The 24,746-nt window shown below is 37.3% G+C and carries 26 protein-coding genes, 5 tRNA genes and 1 other annotated feature; of the genes, 30 read left to right on the top strand and 1 reads right to left on the bottom strand.

The features are described 5' to 3' along the window. Positions 1-11 precede the first annotated feature (11 nt). The 13 genes from rplT (at position 12) to T529_RS0104835 (ending at position 11,472) form a co-directional block, all read left to right on the top strand. Positions 12-371, top strand: a complete 360-nt coding sequence (rplT, locus tag T529_RS0104895) for a 50S ribosomal protein L20 (RefSeq protein WP_033162497.1) — start codon at positions 12-14, stop codon at positions 369-371. Positions 372-513: 142 nt separating this feature from the next. Then, positions 514-1,113: a hypothetical protein gene (locus T529_RS0104890; RefSeq protein WP_033162496.1), complete on the top strand. Its 600-nt coding sequence runs from the start codon at positions 514-516 to the stop codon at positions 1,111-1,113. Positions 1,114-1,178: 65 nt separating this feature from the next. Then, positions 1,179-2,462 (top strand): hypothetical protein, encoded by a 1,284-nt coding sequence (locus tag T529_RS0104885; protein WP_033162495.1) that lies wholly within the window; start codon positions 1,179-1,181, stop codon positions 2,460-2,462. Then, entirely contained in the window at positions 2,455-3,234 is a 780-nt protein-coding gene (locus T529_RS0104880) for an ABC transporter ATP-binding protein (RefSeq protein ID WP_033162494.1), read from the top strand. Before T529_RS0104885 ends, T529_RS0104880 begins: the two co-directional genes overlap by 8 nt. A 45-nt stretch (positions 3,235-3,279) precedes the next feature. Continuing rightward, complete coding sequence (locus T529_RS0104875; RefSeq protein WP_081823065.1) at positions 3,280-3,936, top strand: M48 family metallopeptidase; 657 nt, start codon at positions 3,280-3,282, stop codon at positions 3,934-3,936. Between the two features lie 2 nt (positions 3,937-3,938). After that, the gene (locus T529_RS0104870) at positions 3,939-4,661 is read left to right on the top strand and encodes a TrmH family RNA methyltransferase (protein WP_033162492.1); all 723 of its coding nucleotides are present in this window, start codon (positions 3,939-3,941) and stop codon (positions 4,659-4,661) included. Next, positions 4,661-4,933, top strand: a complete 273-nt coding sequence (locus T529_RS0104865) for an acylphosphatase (protein WP_033162491.1) — start codon at positions 4,661-4,663, stop codon at positions 4,931-4,933. The genes T529_RS0104870 and T529_RS0104865 overlap by 1 nt, the downstream gene beginning before the upstream one ends. Before the next feature lie 18 nt (positions 4,934-4,951). Continuing rightward, positions 4,952-5,680 carry a class B sortase gene (locus T529_RS0104860; protein ID WP_033162490.1) on the top strand — a complete coding sequence of 243 codons (729 nt, stop codon included), beginning with the start codon at positions 4,952-4,954 and terminating at the stop codon, positions 5,678-5,680. Further along, a complete protein-coding gene (locus T529_RS0104855) occupies positions 5,677-6,036 on the top strand; it encodes a diacylglycerol kinase family protein (protein ID WP_033162489.1) in 360 nt (119 codons plus the stop codon). Before T529_RS0104860 ends, T529_RS0104855 begins: the two co-directional genes overlap by 4 nt. 13 nt (positions 6,037-6,049) lie before the next feature. Beyond that, the gene (locus T529_RS13470; RefSeq protein WP_238560781.1) at positions 6,050-6,760 is read left to right on the top strand and encodes a hypothetical protein; all 711 of its coding nucleotides are present in this window, start codon (positions 6,050-6,052) and stop codon (positions 6,758-6,760) included. Between the two features lie 42 nt (positions 6,761-6,802). Continuing rightward, positions 6,803-7,000, top strand: a binding site (T-box leader). A gap of 36 nt (positions 7,001-7,036) precedes the next feature. Further along, entirely contained in the window at positions 7,037-8,080 is a 1,044-nt protein-coding gene (gene pheS / locus T529_RS0104845) for a phenylalanine--tRNA ligase subunit alpha (RefSeq protein ID WP_033162488.1), read from the top strand. Position 8,081: 1 nt separating this feature from the next. Then, on the top strand, positions 8,082-10,472 hold the full coding sequence (gene pheT, locus T529_RS0104840; RefSeq protein ID WP_033162487.1) for a phenylalanine--tRNA ligase subunit beta: 2,391 nt from the start codon (positions 8,082-8,084) through the stop codon (positions 10,470-10,472). A gap of 112 nt (positions 10,473-10,584) precedes the next feature. Next, on the top strand, positions 10,585-11,472 hold the full coding sequence (locus T529_RS0104835) for a DMT family transporter (protein WP_051646858.1): 888 nt from the start codon (positions 10,585-10,587) through the stop codon (positions 11,470-11,472). Here T529_RS0104835 and T529_RS0104830 read toward each other — a convergent pair. Next, positions 11,463-12,608 carry a nucleotidyltransferase gene (locus T529_RS0104830; protein WP_033162485.1) on the bottom strand — a complete coding sequence of 382 codons (1,146 nt, stop codon included), beginning with the start codon at positions 12,606-12,608 and terminating at the stop codon, positions 11,463-11,465. The two genes, T529_RS0104835 and T529_RS0104830, sit on opposite strands and share 10 nt — an antisense overlap. A 152-nt stretch (positions 12,609-12,760) precedes the next feature. Between T529_RS0104830 and T529_RS0104825 the strand changes: the two genes are divergently transcribed. The 17 genes from T529_RS0104825 (at position 12,761) to T529_RS0104745 (ending at position 24,744) form a co-directional block, all read left to right on the top strand. Then, entirely contained in the window at positions 12,761-13,276 is a 516-nt protein-coding gene (locus tag T529_RS0104825; protein ID WP_238560780.1) for a YceD family protein, read from the top strand. Positions 13,277-13,288: 12 nt separating this feature from the next. Next, on the top strand, positions 13,289-13,456 hold the full coding sequence (gene rpmF / locus T529_RS0104820) for a 50S ribosomal protein L32 (RefSeq protein ID WP_033162483.1): 168 nt from the start codon (positions 13,289-13,291) through the stop codon (positions 13,454-13,456). Between the two features lie 180 nt (positions 13,457-13,636). Next, on the top strand, positions 13,637-14,071 hold the full coding sequence (gene mraZ, locus T529_RS0104815; protein WP_033162482.1) for a division/cell wall cluster transcriptional repressor MraZ: 435 nt from the start codon (positions 13,637-13,639) through the stop codon (positions 14,069-14,071). Continuing rightward, entirely contained in the window at positions 14,071-15,018 is a 948-nt protein-coding gene (gene rsmH / locus T529_RS0104810; protein WP_033162481.1) for a 16S rRNA (cytosine(1402)-N(4))-methyltransferase RsmH, read from the top strand. Before mraZ ends, rsmH begins: the two co-directional genes overlap by 1 nt. Beyond that, a complete protein-coding gene (locus T529_RS0104805) occupies positions 15,005-15,310 on the top strand; it encodes an FtsB/FtsL family cell division protein (RefSeq protein WP_074731340.1) in 306 nt (101 codons plus the stop codon). Before rsmH ends, T529_RS0104805 begins: the two co-directional genes overlap by 14 nt. Continuing rightward, positions 15,307-17,433 (top strand): penicillin-binding protein, encoded by a 2,127-nt coding sequence (locus tag T529_RS0104800; protein ID WP_033162480.1) that lies wholly within the window; start codon positions 15,307-15,309, stop codon positions 17,431-17,433. The genes T529_RS0104805 and T529_RS0104800 overlap by 4 nt, the downstream gene beginning before the upstream one ends. 61 nt (positions 17,434-17,494) lie before the next feature. Then, a complete protein-coding gene (gene mraY, locus T529_RS0104795; RefSeq protein WP_033162479.1) occupies positions 17,495-18,469 on the top strand; it encodes a phospho-N-acetylmuramoyl-pentapeptide-transferase in 975 nt (324 codons plus the stop codon). Continuing rightward, on the top strand, positions 18,470-19,813 hold the full coding sequence (murD, locus tag T529_RS0104790; RefSeq protein WP_033162478.1) for a UDP-N-acetylmuramoyl-L-alanine--D-glutamate ligase: 1,344 nt from the start codon (positions 18,470-18,472) through the stop codon (positions 19,811-19,813). It abuts the gene before it with no gap. Positions 19,814-19,839: 26 nt separating this feature from the next. Continuing rightward, positions 19,840-20,925 carry an undecaprenyldiphospho-muramoylpentapeptide beta-N-acetylglucosaminyltransferase gene (gene murG / locus T529_RS0104785; RefSeq protein WP_033162477.1) on the top strand — a complete coding sequence of 362 codons (1,086 nt, stop codon included), beginning with the start codon at positions 19,840-19,842 and terminating at the stop codon, positions 20,923-20,925. Position 20,926: 1 nt separating this feature from the next. Next, positions 20,927-21,838: a UDP-N-acetylmuramate dehydrogenase gene (murB, locus tag T529_RS0104780; protein WP_033162476.1), complete on the top strand. Its 912-nt coding sequence runs from the start codon at positions 20,927-20,929 to the stop codon at positions 21,836-21,838. Between the two features lie 3 nt (positions 21,839-21,841). Beyond that, positions 21,842-22,636, top strand: a complete 795-nt coding sequence (locus T529_RS0104775; protein ID WP_051646857.1) for a cell division protein FtsQ/DivIB — start codon at positions 21,842-21,844, stop codon at positions 22,634-22,636. 79 nt (positions 22,637-22,715) lie between these two features. Then, complete coding sequence (locus T529_RS0104770; RefSeq protein ID WP_033162475.1) at positions 22,716-23,891, top strand: AfsR/SARP family transcriptional regulator; 1,176 nt, start codon at positions 22,716-22,718, stop codon at positions 23,889-23,891. A gap of 432 nt (positions 23,892-24,323) precedes the next feature. After that, a tRNA-Val gene (locus tag T529_RS0104765) sits at positions 24,324-24,399 on the top strand. 11 nt (positions 24,400-24,410) lie between these two features. Next, positions 24,411-24,486: transfer RNA gene (locus T529_RS0104760), tRNA-Thr, on the top strand. 6 nt (positions 24,487-24,492) lie between these two features. After that, positions 24,493-24,576: transfer RNA gene (locus T529_RS0104755), tRNA-Tyr, on the top strand. A gap of 4 nt (positions 24,577-24,580) precedes the next feature. Then, positions 24,581-24,656 (top strand) — tRNA-Gln (locus tag T529_RS0104750). Positions 24,657-24,668: 12 nt separating this feature from the next. Then, a tRNA-Lys gene (locus T529_RS0104745) sits at positions 24,669-24,744 on the top strand. Positions 24,745-24,746: the final 2 nt, after the last annotated feature.

The raw sequence follows: 24,746 nt of genomic DNA, 5'->3' as shown, positions 1-24,746 counted from the left end.
AGGACATGTAAATGGCAAGAGTAAAAGGCGGTTACACAACTAGACGTAGAAGAAAGAAAACATTAAAGCTTGCTAAGGGTTATTTTGGAAGTAAGCATGCTTTATATAAAACTGCTCATGAGCAGGTAATGCATTCATTAAAATATGCATATAGAGATAGAAGAAACTTAAAGAGAGAAATGAGAAAGTTATGGATTGCTCGTATTAACGCTGCAGCAAGAATGAATGACTTATCATACTCTGTATTAATGCATGGTTTAAAATTAGCTAACGTTGACATCAATAGAAAGATGTTATCTGAAATCGCAATTGCTGATCCAGAAGGATTCACTGCAATCTGCAATACTGCTAAAGAAGCATTAAATAAGTAATTCAAGATCCAGTTTCCTAGGAAGCTGGATTTTTTTATTAGTAAGTTTTGATGAGTATTTAGTGAGGGAAAGAAGGTAAGAAGGCTTTCTTTTGGCAAACTATATCAAGTGTGATAAAATGGATGCATAGAGGTGGAATGTTATGCGTAAAAATCTCATGAAAATAGTTAATAATATGAAATATTTGTTGCTCATATTTTCAATATTTGGATTGATTTATGTTTTCAAAACAGTCTATAGTGGTCTTCTTGTTCAGAAATATATGACAACTGAACTTATTGCCATTACGTCTCTATTAGAAATCATGTCATTTATCATTCTCTTTTTTGGTTTAAGTGATTACTTAAAAGAAAATAAGAATGCAAAATTTCGTACAGCTATCTTAGCTAGTGGAACTGCTAGCTTGCTTGAGCTACTCTATGCCATTATTAATGCAATTTATCATATTCAGACATCAACATTCATGAGTCATGGTATGATGATTACATTGACATTATTGAGATTAGTTTTGTATATTGTTATTTTTTATGGCTATCATAATCATAAATATGAACAGTATTATTTCATCATGTTCTTAATACAGGCAGCTCTCACCCTTCTTTCTCTTACAAATGCAATTAATAGTTATGATGTCCTTACCGCATTTAATTACTTCTTAGCTCTTTCAATTCCATTAGGAAGTTTCATTTTTTCACTTCTAACCTGTCTGACAAGCTATATCATGCAACCCCAAGATGCCTAGCGCATCTTTTTCTTTCATATAATCATATCTTAGTAGTATAATGTAAGAGCTTACGGAGGTTTGTTATGGGGCTGGTACGATTTGCTTACAAAATGCTTTTAAGAAAACGGAAAGAGTCATTGGCATATGGCTTAATGCTATTTTTTCTCGTTATTACAACTGTTATCTTAAGCGATGTTGTCAATAATCCCTCTATCAGACACGGGGAAGCTTATATGGGTGATTTTCTCATAACCTTTATTATTTTTATTGTTATTTGCTTTTCATCAGTCATGCTCTACTTTGCGAATGATGCTTTTCTTCAACTAAAATCAGAAGAGTTACTCATTATGGGGATGAGTGGGCAAAGCTTTCTAGCCATTACATCTTATCTCTGGTTACAAATCATGATGTTGTTGATAGCCTTTTTACCCTTGGGATTATGCACTGGCTATTTTATGGCAGTAGGTATCAATAAAGTGATGTTTATCTTGATGCATATTCATGCTTCGCCTTTCTTTCAACCTTTGCATTGCTTTCTTTATACTGGCTTGTTCTTTCTTGTTCTTATTCCGGTTATTCTTTTGATAGATGCTGGTTTTGTTTATCGTCATAATATTGCAGATCTATTGCATGAAGATCATATAAGGAATGATTCCAATGTTGTGATGCTCCATTTACCTAGTTCTGCCTATATTATTATTGCCTTGCTTGCCATCGTCATGTTTTTGACAGTGCCTGTAGACATAGATCGCTACGCAATGCCGTGCATGGTTGGGGCAATTGGCAGTGCTGGGATGCTTGTTAAAACAATCCCCCATTTCCTAAAGAAACAGACGTCTTTGCGTTTGATCGATGATAAGATTGCTCTTATAAGTATGAGCTTTCTTAGTGAAGTATTAAAGAAGGCAAAACATATTATCACTATTTATTGCATTGCCACAATCATGATGATTCATATGATTATGACATTGAAGGATGACCCTGTGGAAAGTCTTGTTGCAGCTCATGCTTATATTATCACTTCTTTACTGCTATCTGTTTCTATGATGTATCTCTATCGCAGTATGATTTTAAAGAGAAAGATGGCTATTATCAATTTATATAAGGTTGGCTATATGCTTGATCAGTTCAAGAAAATCATTAAGCAGGAAGTTATGAGCTTTTTTGGGCTGCTGATTGCTTTGCCTGGTCTTTATATCATTATTATGCTGTTACTGCTGTTAATGAATCATACTATTTCTTTGTCATTTGTAATGATTGTGATGGTTATAAATATCCTGCCTCCTGTTATTATGGCGTTGATGACATGGAGATATTATCGTCAGTCTATTATTGTTGAACTTGAAGAAGGTGTCAAAGATGAGTAAGGAAATAATTAAAGCAGAACATGTTTCAAAAATCTACGGGCTTGGTTCAAAGCATCCCTATCAGGCTTTAAATGATATCACATTGACAATAAATGAGGGAGAGTTTGTTTGTATTATGGGGCCAAGTGGGGCAGGCAAGAGCACGTTGCTGAATGTGTTGACGACCATTGACTTCCCCACAAAGGGTAAGGTCTTTATTGATGGAGAAGAAGTCAGAACGCTCTCTAGTCATCAAGTTGGCTTATTACGCTATGAACGATTAGGCTTTATCTTTCAGAATTTCAACTTGCTTGATGCTTTGACGGTAAAAGAAAATATTGCTGTACCATTATCACTAGCTTCAGTTAATAGGCAAGAGATTGATGAGCGTATTATCAGTATTGCAAGCAAGCTTAATATTGAAAAACTTTTAGAGAAATATCCCTATGAGTGTAGCGGGGGACAAAGACAACGTATTGCGATAGCACGAGCTCTTATCAATCATCCGAAGATTATTGTTGCTGATGAACCAACCGGTAATCTTGATAGTGCCAATAGTCATGAAGTATTAGACTTCTTTAGTAAACTGAATATAGAGGAAGGTGTCACAGTCTTAATGGTGACCCATGATCCTCTTATTGCATCTTATTCAAGTAAGCTGCTTTATATCAAGGATGGGATGATTGAACATACAATTCATAAAGAAGCGCTTGAACAGAAAGATTATTTCAATCGGATTGTTGATATCAATTCTAATGAAGCACAAAGCTATTTCATGAAAGAGGCACAATGAGGTGTGTCTCTTTCTTTTTGTCTTATTTTTCTTTATAATGGAGGTATGAGTTATATAGAATTAAAAGGGAAACAATATCCATATTATTTAAGCAGGCGTAAAATGCGTTCCATGAGTGCCACGGTGCGTGGTGGCGTCATAGAAGTTCATGCGCCTTACCATGTTGAGACTTCCGTGGTAGAAGCGTTTTTGAAGAAACATGAGGAGAAGTTTGTAAAAGCAATTGAAGCATTCAAGCCACTCTATGATTTCCAAGATGGGGGCTTTGTCTATGTATTTGGGAAACGCTATGCGTTAAAACATGTTGTTGATCAGCGTGCTATTGTTGAAGAACATGGCAATTGTCTTGATATTCATTCTTATGATTTTGAAAAGACCTTAAGTCAGTATTTAGCTAGGAAGCTTTATGGCTATCTTCAAACACGCATCAGCTATTATCTTCAACATGACTTTGCTTTGAGTATGCCCCGTATTATCGTTAAGCCTTATCGCTCACGATGGGGGAGCTGCTATTATGAACGTCAGGAAGTGGCCTTTAACTGCATGCTGGTGCACTTTGATACAAGAGTGATTGATAGTGTTATTATTCATGAATTGTGCCATTTCCTTGTTTCTAATCATTCCAAAACTTTCTATCAAGAAGTCTATAAACGGATGCCTGATTATGACTACTGGCATGAACAATTAAGGGGAGCTTTATAAATATGATTACTTCAGTTAATAATCCACGCATTAAGGAAATTAATGCCTTGCATAAGAAAAAACAACGTGATGAAAAAGGCCTTTTTCTTGTGGAAGGCAAACATATGGTTGAAGAAGCTATTAAACATAACCTAGCCATAACAATCATTACAACTGATCAAAACTATCAGGCTGATTGTGAACTGCTTTATGTGAGTGATGCAGTCATGCATAAACTCGCTACGACGAAGACACCGCAGCCTTATATGGCTGTCTGCAAGAAACTGGCTTACACTTATCAAAAACAACAGCGTTCACTTCTTTTAGACTGTATTCAAGATCCAGGCAATCTTGGCACCATCCTAAGAACAGCCCTTGCCTTAGGCTATGATCAGGTAATTCTTTCACCTGATACAGTGGATCTTTATAACGAAAAGGTCTTAAGAGCGACCCAGGGAGCCATCTTCCGTCTTCCTATTATTGTCGAAGACTTGAAGACAATCATCCCTCAACTCAAGCAGGATGGTGTTGAAGTCGTTGGTACAGCACTCAGAAATGTGAAAGATATTCATGATATCAAGAAGAAAGATTATATGGCTTTTGTGATGGGAAATGAAGGTAATGGCATGCATGATGAGATTGCAGATCTCTGTGATGAACGACTTTATATTCCTATCAACAATATGGAATCACTCAATGTTGGCATTGCCGCAGCAATTGTCATGTATACATATCGGGAGGAATAATGATGGTAAGAGAACATATTTATTTTAGTGGCGAAGTACAGGGTGTTGGCTTTCGTTTTCGTGCCAGCATGATTGCCAATGAACTAGGACTAACTGGCTGGTGTCGTAATCTCTATGATGGGCGTGTTGAATGTGAACTCCAGGGTGAACAGTCCGTCATCAACCGTTTTATTGTCCGTATGCGTAATGAACGCTGGATTGATATCACAAATGTTGAAATGCACGAAATGCCAGTAGATTCAAGAGAAAAGGGCTTTAATATCACTTATTAGAGCGTGAAAGGTTATTGTATGAAAGAAGTTATCAGAAAAATCTTGCTGGTCATCTTTTTAGGAATTTTTCTCTATGCCGCCTATAATCTCGTAACGATTGGCTTTAAATATTATAAGGTGGACAAAGATACAAAAGCTGTTAAAGAGACTTATGTCAAACAAATTGACGATTCCAATGACCCTTTAAAGCGTAAAATAGACTTTACAGCCTTAAAACAAAAGAATGCGGATGTCGTAGGCTGGCTTTATATCCCAGGGACAAAGATTGATGAAGTTGTTCTTAAGGGTGCCAACAATGATACCTATTTACATCACAATATTGATAAACAGTATTCCTTTGCCGGAGAACTGTTTGTGGAAAATGTCAATAATGCCAATTTCAAAGATGTCCAGACAGTCATCTATGGGCATAATATGAAAAATGGCTCACGTTTTCATGACTTAAGATATTTTGTCGAAAGTGATACGTTTAAGAAATATAATAAAGTCTATTTGTATTTACCAGATGGTAGTGTCAATGTCTATACAACTTATGTTGGACGTGTCCTCAATGCCAATAGTCCACTTTATTACAACAATGCAAGTTATCAGGAAGTTATTTCGGCAATGCAGAACAAAGCAGCGCAGGTTAGCGAAGTCAGTAAAGAAGAAGCACCACTACTCATGCTTTCAACATGCTTAACCCATGATGATCCAAGACGTTATGTACTAGGTGCGAGATTGGATAGAAATGTGGTGATTTCATGAGACAGCCATTAAGCAAGAGTTTCTATCATGCCTTTATGGGCATTGTAGCGACAATCAAGAAGGAGCGTAATATCAAGATACATTTAGGATTTATGATTGCGGTTATTCTATGTGGTATTTATTTTCAGCTGACAAAGACAGAATGGCTGATCTGTATGGTCTTGTTTGGCTTAGTGATCTCACTTGAGCTTGTCAATACAGCTATAGAAGCCGTTGTTGACTTAGCTTCACCTGACTATCATGAACTTGCGAAACTGGCTAAAGACGGAGCGGCAGGAGCAGTCTTAGTGAGTGCTATTGCTTCAGCAATCATTGGCCTAGCCATATTCATACCACATTTACTTTCAAAACTATAAGGGAGGCAAAACAATGCAGACAATTAGAAAGAAGATTCATTATCAATTACCCTATACATTAGAAAAGGCCCATATGGAACATATGGATCTTGTGGGTAATCGTTTAAGAATCTTATTTGAAGATGGATATTATAAAGGAGAAGAAAAGCTTGAAGGCAAAGTCTTCTTTGAAGATGTTGATTTAGAAGCTAGTGAACTTACAATCTATAAGATTGATGGGGACAAGATTAAAGGTAAACGTCATGACTTAGTGAAGTTTATCAATAAACATGAATCATTTGATTTAGAGATTATTGAAGAAACATATAATGATTATCTCTCTCTTTATAAAGGTATCTATCATAAAGGTGAGAAAGAAAGAGAATTTGTGCTCTCCATTGTTCATACAGGTCATATGATTTATGATACAGAAGGGGAGAGTGTAGCTGTTAATCAGCCTGTTGCACCAAGAGAAGAACCACATGTTGAAGAAGTCGCTATTCAAGAAGAGACAACCTTCGTCACACCAACAAGTGCTGATCGCTATCTTATCAAGAATACTACTCGCGAAGAACGTCTTAGAATTGTCAGAGAATCACTAGGTGTTGATGTTGACTGTGAAGGCTTTGATGGTGGTTTGGCAGATATGTATGATGATTATGTTGAAGGGCTGAAAGAACTCTCTCAGATCAATGCGGAGTTTAGAGGACACTATTTTAAGAAGGATGAAGCTATCAAGCGTTAAATAATGGCTTGATAAAGCCTAAACTTTTGATTATAATAGTCACATAAATCGATGAAGAGAAGTAGTAAGTAATTAAAGGCGTACAGAGAGGAAGAGGCTGGTGGAAATCTTCTATGAGATAGATTACTGAATTCATCTTGGAGAGCGACCAATCCTCGCCGTGAAACTGCGTTAAAGTCAATCAAGAGCATGTCTATTGACATGAATTAGGATGGTACCGCGATATCAGTCGTTCCTAGCTGGAGCGACTTTTTTATTTTGTCTAGGAGGAAGAATATGGACGAGTTGAAACGTATCGGTGAAGAAGCCCTGAAAAAGATTCAGGAAGCTGCTGATCTGAAAGAACTGAATGATGCACGTGTTGCTTATCTTGGTAAGAAATCACCAATTCAGGCAGCAATGAAACAAATGCGTGACATGAGCAAGGAAGAAAGAGCTAACTTTGGTAAGATTTCAAATGAAGTTAAGCAATCCATTGCGAAGAAGGTTGAAGCTAAGAAAGCTGAACTTGAAGCTTTAGCTCTTGAAGCAAAGATTGAAAGTGAAGATATTGATATTTCCTTACCTTCAAGAAGATTACCTGCTGGCTCATTGCATCCTATCACCATTGTCAAGAATGACTTGGAGAACTTATTCTTAGGAATGGGTTATGAAGTAGCTGAAGGACCTGAAGTAGAAACTGATCATTATAACTTCGAGTTAATGAATCTCCCTAAGGGTCATCCTGCTAGAGATATGCAGGATACATTCTATATTGATGAAAATACACTTATGCGTACTCATACATCACCAGTACAGGCCCATGTTATGTTGGATAAGATTGCTAATGGTGGAGCACAGCCAATTAAAGTCATCTGTCCTGGTAAGACTTATCGTCGTGATGATGATGATGCAACACATTCTCATCAGTTTGCCCAGTGTGAAGGATTGGTTGTTGATAAGAATATTACAATGGCTGACTTAAAAGGAACATTGGAATTATTTGTAAAAAAGATGTTTGGGGAAAAGCGTGAAATTCGTTTAAGACCTTCTTATTTCCCATTTACTGAACCATCAGTTGAAGTTGATATTAGCTGTGGTAACTGTGGCGGCAAGGGCTGTTCGATGTGTAAGGGTACCGGCTGGATTGAAATCCTAGGTGCTGGTATGGTCAACCCACATGTTCTTGAAATGTGTGGCTATGATCCTAAAGAGTGGCAGGGCTTTGCCTTTGGTATTGGTCTTGAAAGAGTAGCAATGCTGAAATATGACATTGATAATATTAGAGATTTCTATAATGATGATTTGAGATTCTTAAATCAGTTTAGTGGGGAGGAATAACATGTTAGCAAGTTATAAATTATTGAATCAATATGTTAAGGTTGATGATCAGAATCCTGAAGAATTAGCTGAAAAGATTACTCGAATTGGTCATGAAGTAGAAGGACATTATCCATTAGCGCTTGGTACGAAGTTAGTTGTTGGTTATGTCAAGGAATGTATTGATCATCCTGATAGTGATCATTTACATATTTGTCAGGTGGAAGTGGCACCTGGTGAAGTGACACAGATTGTCTGTGGTGCACCTAATGTTGCTGCTGGTGAAAAGGTTATTGTGGCATTACCTGGCTGTGAACTTCATGCCGGTAAGATTTCTGCAGGCAAGATCCGTGGTGCTGAATCGAATGGAATGATTTGTTCGATTGCAGAATTAATTGAAGACCAGAGACTCTTAAGAGAAGAAGATAAGGCTGGTATTCATGTATTAGACCAGGATGCACCAGTAGGTGTTGAAGCATTAAGCTATTTAGGTCTTGATGACTTTATTATGGATATTGGCTTAACACCTAACCGTAGTGATTGTATGGCAATGACAAGCCTAGCTCATGAAGTAGCTGCATTATTAAATAGAGAAGTGACTTATCCAGAAGTCAAGAAGTATGATGAAAAAGAAAGTGAAATTGAGGTTCATGTTGAAACAAATTTATGTCCTTTCTTTGGTGCAAAGCTTGTTAAGGGCGTAAGCACACATGAATCACCTGCTTGGCTTAGAAACTACCTGCTTGCTTCAGGTATTAAACCAATCAACAACATCGTTGATATTTCTAACTTTGTCATGGTAGAAACAGGTCAGCCTATTCATATGTATGATTATGACAAGCTTACTAAGAAAGCTTTCACAATTAAAACTGGCTTTGACACAGAAGAAACAATGCTTGATGGCGAATCTTACAAGATTGAACCAAGTGATATCATTGTTTCTACTGATGATGGTATTGGCTGTATTGCTGGTGTGATGGGTGCAGAAAGTACCAAGATTGATGATACAACAACAAATATCGTCATTGAAGCCGCAACATTCGATGGAGCAACCCTACGTGCCACAGCAAGACGTCTTAATCTTTTAACCGATGCCTCTCAGCATTATATCAAGGGTGCTATTGATACAGCCAACAGTCTTCATGTACTCGATCGTTGTGCTGACTTGCTTGTTCAGCTTGCTGATGCAAAAGAAGTCTATAAGAGCGTTCATACTCCACTTTCTATTGAACCAAAGGTTGTTGAAACTTCAGTTGCCCGTACAAATGGTCTTCTGGGTACATCATTTACTGCTCAGGAGATTGCTGATGTCTTTGATCGCCTACATTTCTCATATGAAAGTGATGGAGAAAACTTCAAAGTCACAATTCCTACATATCGTAATGATATTTCCATGGATGCTGATTTAACAGAAGAAGTTGCGAGACTTTATGGCTATGACAACCTTCCTAACACATTACCATTCATGAGTATGACCGAAGGTATCTTGTCAGATAAGCAGGCCAAGGAAAAGATGATCAGAAAGACATTGGCTGATCTAGGCTTACATGAAGTTTTGACATATACACTTACAAGTACAGAAACAGTCAACGACTTCAATCTCTTCCATGACAATGAAGAAACAGTTGCCCTCATGTCACCGCTCAATGAAGAACGTGCTGTAGTCAGAAAGTCATTATTGCCTGCTTTATTATCAACAATTAAATATAACCTTGATCATTCTAATAAGGATGTCAATATCTTTGAATTAGCCAATACATATTCACGTCAGGATAAAGAAATCTCTAACTTAGCGATTGCTTGCACAGGACATTATGTCGATATTCCTTGGTTGAATGAAAGCAAGCCAGTTGATTTCTATCTTGTCAAAGGCTTTGTGGAAACGTTATTTGATAAGCTTGGTATTTCAAATAAGCGTTATACATTCACAAAGGTTGAAAGAGAAAACAAAGACTTCCATCCAGGAAGAAGTGGCTATATTCGCTTTGGTAAGAAAATCGTTGGTGTGATTGGTGAAGTACATCCAGCTAAGGCCAAAGCTTATGGCGTTGGTGAAGTCTATGTAGCAGAATTGAACTTAACAGAAATCTTGAACTTACGTACAAGTGCGCTTAAGTTTACAGCTATTCCTACATATCCTGAAGTAAGCCGTGACTTGGCGCTTGTTGTCGATGCTACAACACCTGCTCAGGACATCTTAACGACGATTCTCAAGTCAGCGAAAATTCTTGTTGATGCAAAGATCTTCGATGTCTATGAAGGGGAACATGTAGAAGAAGGCAAGAAATCTATTGCCATTTCATTACGCTTCCAGGATCCTGCAAAGACACTTGATGAAGAATCCATTACAAAAGCTATGCATGCGATTCTTGAAAGAGTCAAGAAAGAATTCAATGCGGTGATCAGACAATAACATAACAAAGGACTAGCGCATCTCAGCTAGTCCTTTTTTCATGACTTCTCATAATATATCTAGTAATTTGAGAAAGCTTATGTATAATTTAAAGGCAATGGGGGACATATCAATGAAAAAGGGATTTCTTTATACAATTATTGGTGCAGTAAGCTGGGGGTTTTCTGGCTCGATGGGACAGCATCTCTTTGAAACCTATCATGTCAATGCGCCTTGGCTAGTGAGTGTGCGTATGATATTTGCCGGGATTATCTTATGTATAGTTTCAATGATGACCATGCCTCATGCTACAAGAAACTTACTTAAAAGTAAGAAGGATATGGCTGTTGAGATCGTCTTTGCCTTAGCAGGTCTTGCCTTTGTACAACTAGCCTATTTGACAACTATTCGTCTATCCAATGCTGCTACAGCGACCGTTCTTCAAAATCTCAATCCGGTAATGATCATGATCTTTGTATGTCTTACCCATCGTAAGCTTCCAACACTTGTCGAATTCATCTGTATCATTCTTGCCATTGCAGGCACCTTTATTGTGGCTACACATGGTTCATTGACTTCACTCTCCATTTCACCAAAAGCGCTCTTCTTTGGTTTGTTGACGGCTTTTGCTTGTTGTGTCTATACGATTTTACCAGTTCAGCTTATGAAGAAGTTTGGCTCAATGCCTGTTATTGGCATAGGCATGCTTGTGGGCGGCATCATCATGACGCTCTTTGTCCAGTCATGGAAGCTCTATGTGCCTCTTGATTTTGCTGGCTGGCTAGGTGTCATCTTGATGGTCGTTGTGGGAACAGCCTTTGCCTTTACATTCTTCTTAACTGGCGTAAAGGAAATTGGTCCTGTCTATGGCAGCATCATTGGCTCGCTTGAACCTTTAACAGCAGCAATTCTTGGCCTGGTCTGGCTGCATACACCATTAAGCTGGATTGATGGTGTAGGCTTTATGATGATTATGATTACTGTATTTCTCTTATCAGCACCAAAAAGGACTCACTCATGAGTCCTTTTTATATAGGGAATGCTTTTCTTTTCTTTTGCAATCAATTCAGGATCAACAAGACCAATCAGACTGGTTGCTTTAGCTTCGATATGATACATCGGGTCTTTTTTATTAAGAATCTTTGTCGTAATAGGAAGCGGGCAGCTTTTCTTGATTTGTCTAAGATAGCGTGCTCCTTCTTTCGAGAAGGCGAGAGGACGAATTTGTGAAAAGTGCATCGCCTTTATAACTTCATCTTTTGTATTGTTGAGAAGAATGTGGGATAGCATTCTTGCAATGCGTGCTCTTGTATAACGCTTGCTTGAAAGAAGGTCAATGAGTTCATTGATCGTCTTTGCTTTTTGAATTGATTCTTTCAGCAAGTTCTCAATCCCTTCATCAACTAAATGTATGTTAGCAAGCTGATCATTCATGAGGATATTGTATTTGAGATAGGGGAAGAAAGCATCCATATCAAGTAAAACCCTATCCTTATAATATACATAGCCAGGAAGCTGGGAAGAGACATCTTTCTTTTCTCTAAGGGCTTTTCTAAGTGCTGTAGCACTTGCAAATGTTTCGATTGTTTCACTGTGATAATCACTGGTGCGCTTAATGGCATGAAGGTGAATAGGGTAGTTATTGAAAACAACTTCCTTTGTATAGGCAAGGGCAAGTAGGTCATTGGGCGTTCTGACTTCTTTATGCATGAGTGTGCTTAAAGCCTGATTGCATGCATCGGGATAACGCAAACCTTTTTGCATCGCTTCTTTGACAAGTGTGTTGTATTCTTCGTTATGATTTTGGATAGTATGGGCGATATCATTGAATTGTTGGATATCTCCTGTCTCGCTGCCAAAGACGATATCTGTGACACCTAAGAGATGAAGAAGTGCAATACTGCTTTTGGCAAAATAATCGGCTGATTCAAGAGTGTAAACTGTTGGCAATTCAACAACTAAGTCCACACCATATTCCACAGCAATCTGACTTCTGATCCATTTATCAACAATTGCCACTTCTCCTCTTTGTACAAAGCTGCCACTCATAACAACAATCGTAACCTCGGGTTTGATGCGTTCTTGAGCCTGCTTTAAGTGATAAAGGTGGCCTTTATGAAATGGATTATATTCAGCAACAATTCCTAGAATTCTCATGCTTTTTACCTCGCTTGTATCAGTTTAGCATGAAAGATAAAAAAAGAGTAGAAGAGAAGGAGGAAAAACTTGACAAGTCGCCCTATAATCATGTATTTTTTGATTGACTTATAGAGGCGCTTTGCTTATAATGAGACATGCAGTTATAGAGGGTGACGATTTTGAAATGGAATAAACAGTGGTTACAAAAACAGAAGAACGGCGAATTCGATTTTGAAGAGTCATTAACATTCCCTGAAGAAATGTTCTATAACTTATCTAGAATCAATGGCTTAAAGGACGTTGAAGCAAGAGGGCATGGGCGCTATGACATTAAGTCGGATCGTCTTTATGTAGACTTGCATGTAAAGGGTACAATGATTGTTCCTTGCGCAATCTCATTGGAAGATGTTGATTATCCTTTTGAGATTAATGAAATGGAAACATTTGCCTTTTATAAGCCGGAAGAAGACGAAGAGGTTATTGAAGCAAGAAAGAATGTTGCTGATCTAACATCTGTCATTTGGACAGAAATCATGATGGAAGTCCCAATGCGTGTAGTCAAGGAAGGCGCAACAATGAAACGTAATGGTCAGGGATGGCAAGTCCTTGACGAAGAAGATCTAGAAGAAGAGGATCCAATCGATCCAAGGCTTGCAAAGCTTAAAGATTACTTTAAGGACAAATAAGGAGGTAGAACTATGGCAGTACCAGCTAGAAGAGTATCAAGCACAAGAAGAGATAAGAGAAGAACTCATGACAAGTTAAAGGCACCAACTGTTGTTGTATGTCCAGAATGTGGACAGTTAAAACTTTCTCATAGAGTATGTAAGCATTGTGGTTCTTACGATGGTGTTAAAGTAAAATAATCGTAAACATAATGAATATCTGAGTGGCTTTGCGCCACTCTTTTTTTGTCTATTTGCATGATATATGTGAATAGACTTTTTTATTTTTTGAAATTGACCATCAAATCTATACAAGGGTGGGCGTAATTGGTATAATAGTGGCATGAAGTGTCAAAAAATGTCAGGAAGTGGGGAGTGAGTATGTTCTTTGGGGAATACCGACACAATTTAGATGCAAAAGGTCGATTAAGTATTCCAGCCAAATTACGTGCTCAGTGTCCAGGTAATGTCTATGTCACGATTGGTAATGATGGCTGTTTGAATGTCTATAATGAGGAAGGGTGGCAAAATTACTACGCCAAGCTTTCTAAGCTCAAACAGAACAAGAAAAGTGCCCGTGCATTCTTGCGTTTAGTCACTTCGCGTGTCTCTGAATGTGAATTTGATAAGATGGGACGTATAAATATTCCTGCCTTATTAAGAGAACATGCGCATTTAGAGAAAGCCTGTGTCATTGTTGGCTCAGGCGATCATATGGAAATATGGAATGAGGAAGCTTGGGATCAGTATATTGATGCCAATAATGATGATTTTGATAGTTTGTCAGAAATGCTAGATGAAATGGAAGAAGAGTAATGTTTGAACATAAGAGTGTATTGTTGAATGAAGCAATTGAATCGCTGAATATTAAAGAAGATGGTCTTTATGTGGATTGTACTTTGGGTGGTGGGGGTCACTCAGAAGAAATCCTTAAAAGACTAACAACTGGCCATCTCTATTGCTTTGATCAGGATGATCATGCTATTGAGGCGGCAACGACAAGATTACAAGACATATCCGATCATTTCACCATCATCAATAGCAATTTCGTCAATATCAAAACCAAACTGCATGAACTAGGTGTTGAGAAGGTTGATGGTGTTCTCTATGATTTAGGTGTTTCATCGCCACAGTTTGATGAAGAGTCAAGAGGGTTTTCTTATCGCTTTGATGGACCGTTGGATATGCGCATGAATCAGCATCAGAGCTTATCAGCTTATGATGTTGTAAATAACTATAGCTATAGTGATCTTGTGCGTATTCTTTATAAATATGGTGACGAGAAATTTGCAAAGAGCATCGCTCGACATATTGAGCAGGAACGTGCAAAAAAACCAATTCAAACAACGTTTGAACTTGTTGAAATTGTCAAGCAGGCAATCCCTGCAAGGGCAAGAAGAACGGGCGGGCATCCAGCCAAACGCACATTTCAGGCTATCCGTATTGAAGTGAATGATGAGCTCAATGTCTTTGAGAAAAGTTTGAATGATGCATTAAGCATGCTTAATATTGGTGGACGTGTAAGCGTTATAACTTTCCAATCGCTAGAAGACAAGATTGCGAAATACACCTTTAATGAGATTACCAGCATGCCAGAAATACCAAAAAATATTGCAGTTATTCCAGATAACATGCAGCCAAGATTTAAGAAAGTGACAAGAAAACCGATTACAGCAACAGAGGCAGAATTACAAGAAAACTATCGTTCGCATTCAGCTAAATTGCGCGTCGTTGAGAGGGTAAAGGAAGATGAGAAAGAGTAAGAAAAGAAATCCAAAAATTTTTAGATTTGCGATGAGATTATTAGTATGTTCATTTATTCTTTTTTTGGTGAGTACAATTTTCTTAAATTCACAAGAGATTAATATCAATGCTCAGAGTAAGAAAGTACAGGAAGAAATGACCACACTAAAAACAGATATCGACGGTCTAAAAATTCAGAAGCAGAAACTCTCTTCCTTTTCACGCGTAAAGGAAATTGCTGAAAAGAAGGGCTATACATATCAGCAGTCTTCTGTTTCAGCAAATGTTGTAGGAGTTGATGAGCATAAATGAAAAAATCCAAATTTAAGTACGCAAAGATGATTTATTATCTCTTTGCTTTTATTGTTTTATTGCTTGCTTTTAATATTGTCTATTTAACTGTGACGGGCAAAACACTTGTCTCACAGGCACATATCAGGGACTTTGCAAAAGCAAGAGGGGGATCACAGACAACAAAAATTATTCAGGCTCGACGTGGGACGATTTACACATCTGATAAAAAGGTAATTGCGACAGATGTCAAGAAATATAATCTTGTTGCTATATTGTCAACAAAACATCTAACGGCCAAAAAAGAACCTGCATATGTACAGGATAAAGAAAAAACAGCACGAGTTCTCGCAAAATATCTTGGTACAAGCTATGACTATATTTACAATAAGCTGAAGAAAACATCTTATCAGGTAGAATTTGGTAATGTTGGTAAGAATGTATCGGCGTTGACAAAAAAACAAATTGATGCCCAGAATTTAACAGGGTTAGAATGGACTGAAGTGACATCACGTAACTATGAATTTGGAGATTTCGCATCTTATGAAGTTGGCTATGCTGGCTTGAAGGATGCTAATGATCCCTATACAATCGTGGGACAAATGGGCATTGAAAAAACATATAATAGCTGGCTTTCTGGCAAAAACGGAAAAACAGTCTATCTTGCTGATGCAAACAAGAACCAGTTACCTGGTGATCCACTTTTAACAACGAAGGCTACTGATGGTAATGATGTCTATATGACAATCAATTCTTCATTGCAGACACAATTAGATAGTGCCATGAAAGAGTTTTCTGAAAATGTCAAATCATCAGCATCAGCATGTGCCATCATGGATGCCAAGACGGGACGTATTCTTGCCATCAGCAATTATCCATCCTTTGATCCTAATAAAAGAAACTTTACAAGTTATGAAGATAAATTCATGAATATGGCTATTGAGCCAGGATCAGTTTTCAAGAGCTTTGTCTATGCCAATGCCTTAAGTGATGGCAAACTGAATTTAAAAGAAACATATGTATCGGGACATTTTAATTTTATGTCGGCAAATAAGCTCGTTGCGACAATTCATGATCATAATAAAGTAGGCTGGGGTACCATCACATATGAACAAGGTCTCTATCATTCTTCTAATACAGCTATTTGTCATATCTTGTTAGAAAAGAGTGATATGCAATCATTGATTCAGGACTACAGTGATCTAGGCTTTTTTAAAGCAAGCAAGATTGATGGCTTAGTGAGTGGTTCTGGTGTTAGAGGCTTTGATGGTAAAAGCAAGAGCTTGAGCTATGTGACAACTGGCTTTGGTCAGGGCTCTTCTGTAACTGCCTTGCAACTTTTAAGAGCTTATTCTGTCTTTGCGAATAAGGGACGCACTGTTGAACCCTATATTGTAGATAAGGTTGTTAATCCTGATACAAATAAAACGCTTTATAAAGGGAAAACAACGACATCTAAGCAAATTTTCACGGACAGTGCGATTGATCAGATGCGTAGCTTATTAAGCGGGATTGTCAATAGCGGAGAAGGCACTGGTACTCCATATAAAAGTGATGAAGTAGAAATCATTGGGAAAACAGGTACTGGTCAGATTGCTGTCAAGGGCGGCTACTCTGCTGACTTCCATACACATTTATTTGCTGGCTTGGCACCATATGATGATCCAAGAGTCGAAATTATTATCTGGTGGCAAAATGATGCAAGTGGTACAGATGAAGCTGGTCAAATTGTCAAAGATATGATGAAATCATCACTAAATGTTGTTGCTGGTAATAAGAAAACGATTCAATCAACAACATATAAGCTAAAGAGCTATATCAATCAGTCAACGAACTTTGTTTCGCAGGAATTGGGTAAGCATTCAGTAACACCGATTATCATTGGTGATGGCACAAGTGTTATCGGCCAATATCCAGCTTCTGGTAATGAAGTGGCAAGTAGCACTCATGTCATGCTAAGAACGGATGGCGCAAATATCACAATGCCTTCAATGCTGAACTGGAGTCGTAAGGATGCTGAAGCTTTTGGAGAATTATCGAATACAAAGATTGAAATAGAGGGTGTAGGTACTATTTATCAGCAAGATGTCAATAAAGGGACAAAGCTGACACCAGGTATGACAATCAAGCTTCATGCAAAGTGATAGACATTGTTTCTTCTTAAAAATTGTGCTATATTAAACGCGTTAAAAGGAGAAGGGGAAAATGACAACGATTAAAATGATTTTAAGCTTTGCAGTAGCGATGGTTTTGATGCTTATTGTGATGCCAAAATTCATTCCTTATTTGCATAAACTTAAATTTGGGCAGGTTGAAAGGGAGGAAGGACTTGCCTCACATAAGAAAAAAGGTGGAACACCAACAATGGGTGGTATTGCCTTTATTCTTGTCACAGCAGTCGTAACATATCTTATTAATATTACTTTCATTCAGTCAGCTGCTGTGAATCTATTGATATTTGCACTTATATCATTTGGTTTTATTGGTTTTATTGATGATTTCTTAATTGTCGTTAGACATTCAAATATTGGCTTAAAGCCAGCTTATAAATATGGCTTACAGTCAATCTTTGCGATTGCTTTCTATTTTCTTGCAAAAGCATTCCTACCAGGATTTAATACCGAAGTGACTTTACATTTTATCAACACAACAGTGAACTTTGGCTGGTTCTATCCTATTCTTGTCTATTTTATGTTTACAGCAGAAAGTAATGCAGTCAATTTAACGGATGGCTTGGATGGCCTTGCAACAGGTGTTTCAATGATTGCCATTGCACCATTTGTCTTATTTGCTTTAATGAACAAGCAAACTGATGTAGCAATTACAGCTGTAACATTACTTGGTGCACTTGTTGGCTTCTTATATTTCAATTATCATCCAGCAAGGATCTTTATGGGTGATTGTGGCTCGCTTGCCCTTGGTGGCTTTTTAGCAGCTATGGCGATTGTGACAAAGCAAGAATTACTATTACTTATCATTGGTATTGTGCCACTTCTTGAAACATTATCTGTTATTATTCAGGTTGTAAGTTTTAAGACAAGAGGAAAACGTGTCTTTAAAATGGCGCCTGTTCACCATCATTTTGAAATGTGTGGCTGGTCAGAAGTAAAGGTTGTTATTGTTTTCTATCTTGTTGGTTTTATTGCTGGTATTGCTGGTATTCTTTTAGGGGTGATGTAAATGGATCTCAAGAATAAAAAAGTGCTTGTCTTAGGGCTTGCTAAAAGTGGTAAGGCAGCAGTGCGCTTGCTAGAACATTTTGGTGCACAGATTACGATTAGTGAATCAAAGAAGCTTGAAGATATTGAAGGTGTCGAGGAGTATCAGAAACGTGGCATTCAAGTCATCTCTGGTCATGTCGATGAGGTTGTTGAAGGCGACTATGACTTAGCGATTAAGAATCCTGGCATCAACTACCATAAGCCATTTATCCTGCGTTTAAAGGAACGTGGCATTCCTGTCTATACAGAAATAGAGCTTGCCTATCAAGTTGCTAAAAAACAACACTATATTGCAATTACAGGAACAAATGGCAAAACAACAACAGTTAAGCTCATCTATGATATTTTAAATCAATATCATAAGAATGTTCATATCTGTGGTAATTATGGTATTCCTTATTGTGATGTAGTGATGGATTACAAGCTATATGAGGAAAGCATGCACGAAGTTATCATTGAAATGAGTAATTTCCAGTTACTAGATATTGATCAATTTCATCCAGAGATTGCTTCTGTTTTAAATTTAACACCTGATCATCTTGATTATATGGATTCACTTGATGAATATTATGCAAGTAAGATGCGCATCTATGAGAATCAGGATGCAAATGATCTCTATATTCTCAATCTTGATGATGAAAACTTAAAAACTTATACAGGACGCTTTCCAATCCCAAGTACAATTGAGACATTCTCATTAATGCAAAATGCGGATTGTATGCTGAAAGATAGAACAATCTATTATCATGGTGAAAAGGTCATTGACCGTGATGAAATCAAGATTGTTGGTTTGCATAATGTTGCTAATATTATGGTTGCTATTATTGTCTTAGCTCATCGAGGGTTAAGCCTTAAAGAGATTCATGATGGTATTGCTGAATTCCCTGGTGTTGAACATCGTATTGAGTATGTTACAACAGTTAATGGTGTACAGTATTATAATGACTCAAAAGGTACAAATACGGATGCAACAGTCATTGCTGTTAAGGCTTTTGAAAAGCCGGTCATCCTTTTAATGGGTGGTCATGAAAAGGGTTTACCGCTCGATGATGTTGCTCAATATAATGATTCAATTAAGGCATTAATAACTTTCGGTGAAGCTGGTGAACGTTTCGCAAAAGACATGCATCATCCTCATACATACTGTGAAAAACATATGAAAGATGCTATCATGAAAGCCTATGAGATTGCTGAAAATGGCGATATTGTATTGCTTTCACCATCAACAAGTTCATTCGATGAATTCCATAATATGGAAGAACGTGGTGAAATGTTTAAGGAAATCGTAAAGCAGCTAAACTAGCTGCTTTTTTTAAGGAGGAGTATACTGTGAGAATAATTGTAAGTGCAGGAGGAACAGGTGGACATCTTTATCCTGCTTTGGCGTTAGTGGACTATATAAAGGAACAGGATCCAAGTTCTGAGTTTCTTTTTGTTGGAACAACGGACCGTCTTGAAAGTGAGGTTGTACCTCAGCTTGGCTATGCCTATAGAGGACTGCATGTAAAAGGAATGGTTGGAAATCCTTTGCAAAAGGCAAAAAATGCCTTCTTATTCTTAAAATCATTATCTACGAGTAAGAAAATATTGAAAGAATTTAAGCCGGATATTGTCATTGGTTTTGGTGGTTATCCTAGTGCATCCATTGTTCTAGCGGCAAGCCAAAAGCATATTAAGACAATGATTCATGAACAGAATTCCATCATTGGTTTGACAAACAAAATCCTCATTAATAAGGTTGATGAAATAATTTGCTGTTATGAAAAAGCATTGGAGAGCTTTCCAAAAGAAAAGACAAAATTGCTCGGTAATCCACGTGCTTCAACAGTACATAATAAAGTGTTAAAAGATGTTCATGATATCTATCATATTGATCTTGATCGCAAGGTGGTTGTTATTGTCATGGGATCATTGGGATCAGCATCCATTAATAAAGCCATGGCTGATGCCCTTAAAAAGATGGAAAATGCGCCATATGATGTCATTTATGCTACAGGCAAGACACATTTTGATGAGATGATGGAAATGTGCGGGCCATTAAATGCATCCATTCATATTGTTCCTTATATTGATGATATGCCAAGTGTCCTTGCTTCAAGTGATTTAGCAGTCAGCCGTGCGGGAGCAACGACTCTTGCAGAAATTACGTCTTTAGGTACACCTGCAATACTCATTCCTTCTCCTTATGTTGTTGCGAATCATCAGGAATATAATGCACGTGAGCTTTGTGATCAAGGTGCTTGCGAAATGATTCTTGAAAAAGATTTGGATGGTGATCGTCTTGTGAAGGCAATTGATCAGATTATGAATGATAAGGCAAAGCAGTATGCATTGAAAGAGGCAGCAAGCAAACTTGGCAAGCCAAATGCATGTCGTGATATTTATCAAGAAATTTTAAGATTGGTGGAAAAGTGATATGGATGAAATGCTGGTAAAAGAATTTCTAAGAGATAATGATGTTGGCAAGGTTGTAGAAAATGAACCAATGTATAAGCATACGACTTATAAAGTGGGTGGTCCTGCGCGCTTCTTTATTGAAGTAAAGGATATGGAAGCTTTAAAAAGACTTTTGGAGTTTGTGAGAAAGAATCATATTAGACATATGGTTATTGGTAGAGGTAGTGATTTATTATTTAGTGATCGTGAATATGAAGGTATCATTATCTCGTTAAATGGCTTTAATCAGTATCAGGTCAATGGGAATATTATTAAGGCACAGGCTGGTGTCAGCATGATTGCACTTAGCTATCAGGCTGCTAAACTTGGCTTATCAGGCTTTGAATTTATGGGTGGTATTCCTGGGGCTATGGGCGGTGGCCTTTATATGAATGCTGGCGCGTATAAATACTGTATTGCTGATGTGTTTAAGGAAGCAACAATTCTAAATGAAAATAATGAATTAATGATTCTCAATAAGGAAGAAATGGCATTTGGCTATCGTCAATCCATCTTGCAGAAACATAAAGAATGGATTCTTATTGATGCAACATTTGAAATGACAATCAAAGATCCAGCAGCTATCAAGAGCGTGCTTGATAAACGTAAGGAACGACGCATGACATCGCAACCTTGGAATTTTGCCTGTGCTGGTTCTGTATTCCGTAATCCTGAAGGAAAGTCGGCCTGGCAGTATATTGATGAAGCAGGCTTAAGAGGATTTGAAATAGGTGGTGCGCAGGTGTCACCTAAGCATTCGAATTTTATTGTCAATAATGGCTATGCTTCAGCAAAAGATATTCTTGATCTTATTCATTTAGTACAAGCTAAAGTTGAAGATCAGTTTGGTGTGAAATTACATAAAGAAGTCATATTAGTCAATTGGGAGTAGCTTATGAGTAAGCACAAGAGAAGAAAAACGAGAATTTCAGCAGTTCATTATAATGAATATGATGATGATCCTCGTAAGCAGTATCTTGCTGAAGTAAAAGCGAAAAAGGCCAGAAGACGTCGTCATTTATTGATAAGCTGTATTATTATTGGACTTATTGTTGTTTACTTTGTTAGCCCCGTATCAAAAATTCAGTCTATACAAGTTAAAGGTCTTGTAAATTTAAAAGCAGATGAAGTAAAAGCATCCATTCAAAAAGAAACATCTGGATATTACTTATTTACAAGTACAAAGAATATTGAAAACAAACTTAAAAAACATGCTCTGATCAAGAAATGTCATGTCAGCAAGACAATTGCAGGAGGCTTGCGTATTGAAATACAGGAAGCTAAGCCTGTTGCCTATGCAATTTTCCAAAATAAGACCTATGTCATAGATGAGCTGGCGCATGTAGAAGAAGTTAGCAATGTCAACTTTATAAAAAAGCTTGAATCAACACCACGTCTTATGTCATTTGATAGTTTGGAACATATTCAGACCTTTGCAGATCAATATATTCAATTACCCTATATTTTAAGAAATTCGATATCCGATGTTATTTTTTCTCCAAAAGCAGCTGATCCAACAAGTATCCGCTTTGTTATGGACAATGGTAAACAGCTCATTGTTCGATTAAATGATATAAGTAAGGTTCTTAGTCAGAAGAAATTTGATTATGAAGCTTATATGACAGAATACAGTGATGCATGTATCTTTTCTTTTGAGGGGGATAGTATTTATATCACAAATTGTCAGTAAGGACTTATTCAGTATTGTAAGAGATATTGCCTAAAAGATGCAAACTGTGTAAAATAGAATACATGAGGTGAGGCATAATATGGGCGACAAAATGAAGGTAAGTCTTCTTGGATCATTTGAGATCGAATATAATGGAAAAAAACTGCTTTATCACGATTATCGGTCAAAACAAATCACAAAACTACTGACGTATTTGATATTGAATAGAAAGAAACAAATCTTCAATACGACAACTGCTGATATTATGTTCAATGATCATGATTCTAATGATCCCATTAATGCTTTAAAGGCATTGGTATATAGGGTCAGATGTGTTTTGAAGAAAAGCTTTGGTGATGAGCAATTTATCTTGAATGCCAAAGGCTCTTATTACTGGAATCCTAATATTGATGTATTGGTTGATGCAGAAGAATTCATTGATACACTTAAATGTGCAAAATTTGCTGATAAGCAGGATGTTCATACATTTTATGAAAAGGCAAGTGCTCTTTATAAGGGGAGAATGTTACCGATGCTTGCTGGGGATGACTGGATAGATTCTGAGAACCAATATCTTGAAACACAAGCTTTATCTGTTATGCTTTCCTTAATTAAATATTATTATGAAAATAAGATTGATAATAAGTTCGAAGAAATCTATAAGAAATTTTTGAAAATTGATCCATATAATGAGAGTGTATATTATTATGGTATTTCACGTTATATGGATGAAGGGCATGAAGATATTGCAAGAAAGTACTATGCTCAAATCGAGAAGCTTTTTGCGAAGAATCTTGGAATAAAGCCTAGCGAGAAACTTACAAAACTGTTAGATGCCAAAAAAAGGACGCAGGGTTTTGCGTATATTAAAGAAATACTAGCTGAAGATAATGAAGAAACTGCTTTTGAATGTTCCAATGATGAATTTACAAGACTTTGTCAGCTTGAAGCAAGAAGGATAAAGCGTAGTAATGAAGACGTCTATGTCATTGATGTGCAACTGACACCACATAACAAAGGCCTGAATGAAGATTTGGTGGATCGTATCCTTGAATCAACGATGTCTTTGCTGCGTAATGCATTGTTAGCAGGCTTACGCTCTGAGGATTGTATAAGTGTGGCAGGAAAAGATCATTATTTGATTTTAATTGAAGCTAGTGAAATGTATATTCCTAAGATTATGGAACGCATTACTAAGAAGCTCTATGAACTTGACAAATACCATAGAGCTGATATTTCCTATGTTTATGAGGACATCAAGAAAATGTCAAAGTAGGATTGCATCCTACTTTTTTCTTTTTATGAAAAACGATAAATATACTTGTAATCGCTTACAATTTATATTATTATTTAGTCAGAAAGAAGGAAGAGGAAAAAGAATTCCTTCTAGGTATTAAGAAGATACTTTGGATAATGTTACAAAGGGTTTGATGAAGTCTAGGAAGCAAAATAAAAGGGGCTCAAGTGAGTCGAAATACTTGTGTACATAGGACATGAGAGTAAATGATAAAGAATCTGAGAGAGATGCCTAGACATAAAAAAGGCTTTAAGTAAACGGGAATCACAAAGTCGTGAAGATTTGGTGGTGGAAAACTTATCAATGAGCCATGTTGGTTTTGGTAAAGAAGTAACAAAAAATTCAAAGTATCTTTCTTTTTTTATTGACACTTAGAGTATCTAATGGTATTATAAGTGAGCACTTGGTGATGGGAGCTTAGCTCAGTTGGGAGAGCGTCTGCCTTACAAGCAGAGGGGCAGCGGTTCGAGCCCGTTAGCTCCCACCATTTGTTTATTTGCCGACTTAGCTCAATTGGTAGAGCAACTGACTTGTAATCAGTAGGTTGTGGGTTCAATTCCTATAGTCGGCACCATATACTGGGGAGGTAGCGAAGTGGCTAAACGCGGCTGACTGTAACTCAGTTCCTTTTGGTTCGATGGTTCGAATCCGTCCCTCCCCACCATCCTTGGGCTATAGCCAAGCGGTAAGGCAACAGACTTTGACTCTGTCATTTCGCTGGTTCGAATCCAGCTAGCCCAGCCACTTTTATATCATGACTCGCTAGCTCAGTCGGTAGAGCATCTGACTTTTAATCAGAGGGTCAGGAGTTCGAATCTCCTGCGAGTCACCATC

Origin of the sequence: Sharpea azabuensis DSM 18934 (assembly GCF_000702165.1) — a bacterium.
Classification (GTDB): Bacteria; Bacillota_I; Bacilli_A; order Erysipelotrichales; family Coprobacillaceae; genus Sharpea; species Sharpea azabuensis.
Note: the sequence above shows the minus strand (reverse complement) of the source record. Positions and strands in the feature narration are given on the sequence as shown.